At 57.8% G+C, this 6,974-nt stretch carries 7 protein-coding genes and 1 pseudogene; all 8 read left to right on the top strand.

The window, feature by feature from the left end:
- Positions 1 to 234: pseudogene (glnQ, locus tag AC2FND_RS19035) on the top strand (glutamine ABC transporter ATP-binding protein GlnQ); the annotation flags it as partial.
- A 37-nt stretch (positions 235 to 271) separates the two neighbouring features.
- Positions 272 to 1,231 carry a dihydrodipicolinate synthase family protein gene (locus tag AC2FND_RS19040; protein WP_496771295.1) on the top strand — a complete coding sequence of 320 codons (960 nt, stop codon included), beginning with the start codon at positions 272 to 274 and terminating at the stop codon, positions 1,229 to 1,231.
- Positions 1,222 to 2,154, top strand: a complete 933-nt coding sequence (locus AC2FND_RS19045) for a 4-hydroxyproline epimerase (RefSeq protein WP_496771296.1) — start codon at positions 1,222 to 1,224, stop codon at positions 2,152 to 2,154. The genes AC2FND_RS19040 and AC2FND_RS19045 overlap by 10 nt, the downstream gene beginning before the upstream one ends.
- 66 nt (positions 2,155 to 2,220) lie before the next feature.
- Positions 2,221 to 3,471, top strand: coding sequence for an NAD(P)/FAD-dependent oxidoreductase (locus AC2FND_RS19050; RefSeq protein WP_496771297.1), 1,251 nt, complete (start codon positions 2,221 to 2,223; stop codon positions 3,469 to 3,471).
- Positions 3,472 to 3,486: 15 nt separating this feature from the next.
- Positions 3,487 to 4,587: a cis-3-hydroxy-L-proline dehydratase gene (locus AC2FND_RS19055; RefSeq protein ID WP_496771298.1), complete on the top strand. Its 1,101-nt coding sequence runs from the start codon at positions 3,487 to 3,489 to the stop codon at positions 4,585 to 4,587.
- An 8-nt stretch (positions 4,588 to 4,595) separates the two neighbouring features.
- On the top strand, positions 4,596 to 5,621 hold the full coding sequence (locus AC2FND_RS19060) for a trans-3-hydroxy-L-proline dehydratase (RefSeq protein WP_496771299.1): 1,026 nt from the start codon (positions 4,596 to 4,598) through the stop codon (positions 5,619 to 5,621).
- Between the two features lie 227 nt (positions 5,622 to 5,848).
- Positions 5,849 to 6,529: a GntR family transcriptional regulator gene (locus tag AC2FND_RS19065; protein ID WP_496771300.1), complete on the top strand. Its 681-nt coding sequence runs from the start codon at positions 5,849 to 5,851 to the stop codon at positions 6,527 to 6,529.
- Positions 6,530 to 6,600: 71 nt separating this feature from the next.
- A partial coding sequence (locus AC2FND_RS19070; protein ID WP_496771301.1) for an aldehyde dehydrogenase family protein occupies positions 6,601 to 6,974 on the top strand: 374 nt, incomplete at its 3' end.

Consider the following 6,974-nt stretch of genomic DNA (forward strand, 5'->3'; position numbering starts at 1 on the left):
ACCTCGGCGCTGGATCCTGAACTGGTGGGCGAAGTTCTCGACACGATGCGGCTTTTGGCCGAAGAAGGGATGACAATGATTTGTGTCACGCATGAGATGGGTTTCGCTCGTGATGTATCAGACCGGGTTGCTTTTTTTCATCAGGGCGTGATGGAAGAGATCGGCCCGCCCGCCCAGATTTTTAGCGAAGCCCAATCCGAACACACCCGCAAATTCCTGGCGAATGTGCGATAAGAGCCCCCGCCCCAAAACAATTAGGAAGGTCACCTTCATGTCCCAGAATATCTTCACCGGCACCATGCCAGCCCTGATGACCCCCTGCAAACCGGACCGGACACCGGATTTCGACGCGCTGGTGAAAAAGGGCAAGGAAATGATCGCAGCGGGCATGTCTGCCGTAGTCTATTGCGGCTCGATGGGCGACTGGCCTCTCTTGTCGGATGCCGAACGGATGGAAGGTGTCGAACGTCTGATCGCGACCGGACTGCCCGTTGTCGTCGGCACAGGTGCGATAAATTCGAAATCCGCCGTGGCGCTTGCCGCGCATGCGCAAAAGGTTGGAGCGGCAGGGCTTATGGTGATCCCGCGTGTATTGTCGCGTGGATCGTCCATCGCGGCGCAGCGTAACCATTTCAAAGCGATCCTGTCGGCTGCACCTGATATCCCGGCAATCATCTATAACAGCCCGGTTTACGGCTTTGCGACGCGCGCCGATCTGTTCCTGGAATTGCGTGCAGATCATCCGAACCTTGTTGGGTTCAAGGAATTCGGCGGCAAAAGCGATCTGCGCTATGCGGCGGAACACATTACCTCGAAAGATGATCAGGTTACACTGATGGTTGGTGTGGACACCGAGGTCTACCATGGCTTCGTCAATTGCGGCGCCACCGGCTCGATCACGGGGATCGGCACTGCCCTGCCTAAGGAGGCACTTCTGCTGGCGGCCCTGTGTCAGAAAGCAGCTGCCGGTCATGCCGAGGCCCGCCTTCGCGCGCGGGAACTGGAAGAAGCCTTTGGTGTGCTGGCCAGCTTTGACGAAGGCACCGATCTGGTGCTGTATTACAAACACCTGCTGGTCCTGAATGGCGAAGAGGAATACCGTTTGCACTTCAACGAAACCGACGAGTTGACAGATGCCCAGCGCAACTATTGCGAACAGCAATACCACCTGTTCCGCACTTGGTTTACTAATTGGTCCGGCCAGGGCGGGGTCATTGCTGAATGCATGTGATTGACAGTCACACAGGGGGAATGCCTACGCGGGTGATCCTCGACGGCGGCCCCGATCTGGGGTCCGGCCCACTGGCCGAGCGTGTACGACGCTTGGCCACCGAGCATGAGGCGTTCTACAAATCCATCTTGTTGGAACCGCGTGGGCAGCCCGGTATGGTGGGGGCGCTTCTGGTCGCGCCCGAAGATTCAGGATGCGAGACCGGCGTGATCTATTTCGATGCGGATGCCGTTCTGGGCATGTGCGGGCATGGCACCATCGGTTTGAGTGTCACTCTGGCCCATATGGGTCGGATCCGGCCCGGCACGCACCGGGTGGAAACGCCGGTCGGGGTCATCTCGGTGGAGTTGCTGGACGCCAATACCGTGCGCGTCACAAATGTCGAGAGCCGTCGCGTGCGGGCAGCTGTGCAGATTGAGGTTGACGGCCATGGGTCAATCACCGGCGATCTTGCCTACGGTGGGAATTGGTTCTTCATTGTCGACCCCAGCCCGATCCCGGTGAACCCGGGAAACATTCGTGCGTTGACCGATTTGACCATCGCCATACGAGAAGCCTGCATCGCACAGGGGGTGCGTGGTGAAAACGGGGAACTGGTCGACCACGTGATCCTACAGGATCAATCCCCCAACAAGGATGTTCACAGCCGTAACTTTGTACTGTGCCCAGACAATCAATATGACCGGTCGCCCTGCGGCACCGGCAGTTCGGCGCGCCTCGCCTGTCTGGCGGCAAACGGAGCGCTGGCCGCCGGGGAAAAGATTGTGCAGGAAAGCGTGATCGGCAGCCCCTATGTGCTGAGCTACCAACCCGGCCCGAACGGGGGTGTCATTCCCACCCTGACCGGGCAAGCGCATATCATGTCGGAAGCCAAGTTGATTTTCGCGCCGAATGATCCGTTCCGTGATGGCATCGCGTTTTGAAATCATGTTCGGGGACAGACGCTGTTCGGTCCCCGACCCCCCACCACGATTTGAGAACCTGTAACCATGCAGCATGATACCAAGACGGACATAGTTGTGATCGGTGCTGGCATCATTGGCATCAGCGCTGCGCTGGAACTGAAAAAGCGCGACAGGAACGTGCTGGTGCTGGACCGTGAAGGCGTTGCAGCCGAGGCGTCAAAGGGCAATGCCGGGGCCTTTGCCTTTACAGATATCGTGCCGCTTGCAACCCCGGGGATCATGCGCAAAGCGCCGAAATGGCTGCTTGATCCGCTGGGGCCTTTGTCGATCCCGCCCGCTTATGCGCTGAGTATTGCACCGTGGATGCTCCGGTTCTGGCGGGCCAGTTGGCGAGATCGTTATGCTGCCTCACTGTCCGCACAGGCCGCGCTGATGAACCACAGCCGCGCCGCGCTGGAGCGCCAGATCGCGTATGTTGACGGCGAGGCGCTGATGCAGCGCCAAGGCCAGTTGCAGTTGTTCGAGAGTGAGAGCGAATTCCGTGCCAGCCTGCCCACTTGGGACCTGCGCAAGGACCATGGCATCCCGTTTGATCTTCTGGACAGTCCGAATGCTATTGCCGAAATTCAACCCGGACTGAACCGGCGATTCACCCATGCGGGTTTTACCCCGACATGGATGAATACCGTCGATCCGTCCCGCTGGACCGAGCATCTGGCGGCACAGTTCATCGCGCGCGGTGGGCAGGTAAAGGTCGCGGGGATCACGGCACTGAAACCAACCGACGACGGCGTGCGCCTTGACACGGACAACGGCGACATTTCGGCAGGTCAGGTGATTGTCGCCGCCGGAGCCTGGTCACACCAACTGGCCAAATCCCTAGGGGATCATATCCCGCTTGAGACCGAACGGGGTTATAACACGACCCTGCCCGAAGGCGCTTTTGACCTGCGCACGCATCTGACCTTTGGGGGGCATGGGTTTGTGGTAACCCGGATCAACGGCGGCGTGCGCATCGGTGGCGCGGTCGAACTGGGTGGATTGAAGCTGGCCCCGAATTACCGGCGCGCTGACACGTTGCTGGCCAAGGCCGGGCGCTTCATGCCAGACCTTAACCTAGAGGGCGGCACGCAATGGATGGGCTTTCGCCCGTCACTGCCCGACAGCCTGCCAGTGATTGACCGATCTTCGCGCGCACCAGAGGTGCTTTATGCCTTTGGCCATGGTCATCTGGGGCTGACCCAATCCGCAGGCACGGCCGAACTGGTGGCTGATCTGGTCACTGACGCCAAGCCGGTGCTCGATATGTCGCCTTTCTCATCCACACGCTTCTAATCTGGAGAACACCTTATGAAAATCACCGGGCTGAACGTATATCAGGTCGATCTGCCGCTGAAAGAAGGCCGTTATAGCTGGTCCAACGGCAATTTTGTCGAAGTGTTTGACAGCACCGTTCTGGAAATCATCACGGATGAGGGGTTGAAGGGCTATGCAGAATGCTGCCCGCTTGGCTCGGCCTATCTGCCGTCTTTCGCGCTCGGCGTCCGGGCCGGGCTGGCAGAGCTGGCCCCGCATTTGATCGGGCAGGACCCACTGAATATCGGTCAGATCAACCGTACGATGGATGCGGCCTTGCGGGGTCATCCCTATGCCAAGGCTCCGGTGGATATTGCCTGCTGGGATCTGCTGGGCAAGGCCACGGACCAGCCGCTTTACACATTGCTGGGAGGCGCTGCGCAGGATGATGTGGTGCTTTATCGCGCGATCAGTCAGGAAGCACCTGAGATCATGGCTAAAAAGATCGAAGGCTATGCCGCCGAAGGCTACACCAAGTTTCAGCTCAAGGTAGGTGGCGAGGCCAATGACGACATTGACCGTATCCACGCCACCCGCGCCGTTCTGAAAAAGTCGGACCTGCTGGTTGCGGACGCCAATACCGGCTGGACCCGGCACGAGGCCGCACGCGTGGTGGGCGCGATTTCGGGTCTGGATGTCTATGTGGAACAGCCTTGCCTGACCTATGAGGAATGCGTGTCGATCCGCCGCCGCACTGCATTGCCTTTTGTGATGGACGAGGTGATCGAGACCCCCAACACGCTGGTCCGCGGCATTGCCGAAGACGCAATGGATGTGATCAACCTGAAAATCTCGAAAGTCGGAGGGTTGACCAAAGCCCGTCTTATGCGGGACCTCTGCGTGGCGCACGGCATCCCCATGACGATCGAAGACACCTGGGGCGGTGACATCACCACGGCGGCCATCGCACATCTGGCCCGTTCAACGCCGTCCGAGTTCACATTCTCTGCCACGGATTTCAACTCTTACGGCACGGTGGACATTGCCGAGGGTGCGCCAAAGCGTGTCAACGGCCGGATGACCGCACCCGCCCATCCGGGTCTGGGTGTTACACCGATTTTTGACGCTCTGGGCGAGCCTGTCGCACAATATTGAGAGATCCGATGCGGAGCAGCAAAACCGTTCATGTCATTTCAGCCCATGCAGAAGGCGAAGTAGGCGATGTTATCGTTGGGGGCGTCGCCCCGCCACCGGGCGATACCTTGTGGGAACAGCGCAGCTTTGTCGCCGGCGACCAGACGCTGCGCAACTTCGTTCTGAACGAACCTCGGGGCGGTGTTTTCCGTCATGTAAATCTTCTGGTGCCCCCGAAACACCCCAAGGCGGACGCGGCTTTCATCATTATGGAACCCGAAGACACACCGCCCATGTCCGGCTCGAACTCGATATGTGTTTCAACCGTATTGCTGGATGGCGGGATCATTCCGATGCAGGAACCCGAAACTCATATGGTGCTTGAGGCCCCGGGCGGGCTGGTTCATGTCCGGGCAGAATGCAGCGGTGGCAAAGCGCAACGCATTTTCGTGCAAAACCTGCCCAGCTTTGCCGACAAACTGTCTGTCCCACTTGAGGTACCCGGATTGGATACGATCATGGTTGATACCGCCTATGGGGGTGACAGTTTTGTCGTGGTCGATGCACAGGCTTTGGGATTCGAGATTGTCGAACATGAGGCCCGTGACATTGCCCGATTGGGGGTGAAGATCACCAATGCAGCCAATGAACAGCTTGGGTTTTCGCATCCTGAAAACCCGGATTGGGACCATATCTCATTCTGTGCTTTCTGCGGCCCGATCAGCGAGACCGAAACCGGATTGACCGGAAAATCTGCCGTGGCGATCCAACCCGGCAAGGTTGATCGGTCGCCTACAGGTACAGCGGTTTCCGCGCGCATGGCGCTGATGGCAGCAAAAGGGTTGATGTCGCCGGGTCAAACGTTCGAGGCGGTCTCGATCATCGGATCACGGTTCACCGGTCGGATTGTCGATACCACCGAAGTGGCGGGCCGCGCCGCGATTGTCCCCGAAATCAGTGGGCGCGGCTGGATCACCGGCATTCATCAACACATGCTTGACCCGGATGACCCCTGGCCTGGCGGGTATCGTTTGTCGGACACCTGGGGTGTCTGACTAAACAGTGCATTGGCCGCGCCCGCTCTCAGGGAAAGGCGGTCACAGAAGGTCCCATTCGCACTTGGTCATACCTCGCTGTCTCAGCAGGGTTGAAACAACATGGATATTGGATGCATTATAAAACCGAGTGTCCTTAATCAGCTTTCTAAGTGGTCGCGTCGCGGCTCAGCTTGGAATAACCGCCGGTAACCGGTAGCTGTACCCAAACAAGTGGCAGGAAAAATATGGCAGGAAAGCGCGCAATAACCAAGCAAAGCCTACCAGATGTCATCGCGAACGATCTTCGTGAACGTATTCTGAACGGTGAACTTGCCGAAGGTGAAGCTATTCGCCAGGAAGCTCTGGCTGAGGAATACGACGTATCGCGGATGCCCATCCGCGAAGCCCTAAAGCGTCTGAACGCTGAAGGTCTGATTCAATGGGCCAATAATCGGGGCGGATCAGTCACCAAACACTCGCTGAACGAAATCGGAGAAATATTCGACCTTCGAATGCTTATTGAAGTCGATCTTTTCCGCAGAGCCATTCCGCAGATGACATCTGCCGACTTCGCACGATGCAACGAGATATTGACACAGATGGAAGCGTCTTATGACGAGAATGACGTCGGGAAGTGGGGGATCCTGAACTATCAATATCACTCCGCCCTCTACGCGGCGTCACAGAGGAAACTGACGAATGAATTGCTGGATCGCGTCAATCTGCAATCTGACCGCTATGTCCGAATGCATCTGAGCGTGATGAAACAGCGGGAACCGGCGAAAAAAGAACATCGCGAGCTGTTGAAACTGGCGCAAGCAGGGAACGTCGACGAAGCCTGCGACATGCTGATGCGGCACATCCGGCGAACAAAGGAACAGTTGCTGGAAATGATCGTAGCAAAACGCGCCATGGAGGAGACCTAACAGGGCGCTTGATTGCCCCTCTTAATTGGATACATTATCCATTACCATAGAATCGGAAATATGGAACCTTCATGACCTACACCCCCCATGGCAAGCACCTCATCGCTGGAAATTGGCTTTCAGGTGACACGTTTTTTCAGTCACTGCCCGCTTTTGGACCGTCGCACCGTTTTTCGGTGGGGCGCCTTCAGGATGTTGATGCGGCTGCGGAAGCTGCCGAAGAAGCGTTCTGGAGCTATGGTTTTTCGACCCGGGAAGACCGCGCGGCATTTCTGAACACCATCGCAGATGAGATCGAAGCCCGCGCTGAGGCGATTACTGAAATCGGCACGCAGGAAACCGGCCTGCCCGAGGCCCGTCTGCAAGGAGAGCGGGGTCGCACATCGGGCCAACTTCGCTTGTTTGCCACTCATATTCTGAGTGGTGAGTATCTGGATCGGCGCCA

Source organism: Ruegeria sp. BHSB056 (genome assembly GCF_059613305.1).

Bases quoted from the DNA above. Each gene is read 5' to 3' on its own strand.
- AC2FND_RS19040 (WP_496771295.1), top strand. From the start codon at position 272: ATGTCCCAGAATATCTTCACCGGCACCATGCCAGCCCTGATGACCCCC.
- AC2FND_RS19055 (WP_496771298.1), top strand. From the start codon at position 3,487: ATGAAAATCACCGGGCTGAACGTATATCAGGTCGATCTGCCGCTGAAA.
- AC2FND_RS19045 (WP_496771296.1), top strand. From the start codon at position 1,222: ATGCATGTGATTGACAGTCACACAGGGGGAATGCCTACGCGGGTGATC.
- AC2FND_RS19065 (WP_496771300.1), top strand. From the start codon at position 5,849: ATGGCAGGAAAGCGCGCAATAACCAAGCAAAGCCTACCAGATGTCATC.
- AC2FND_RS19060 (WP_496771299.1), top strand. From the start codon at position 4,596: ATGCGGAGCAGCAAAACCGTTCATGTCATTTCAGCCCATGCAGAAGGC.
- AC2FND_RS19050 (WP_496771297.1), top strand. From the start codon at position 2,221: ATGCAGCATGATACCAAGACGGACATAGTTGTGATCGGTGCTGGCATC.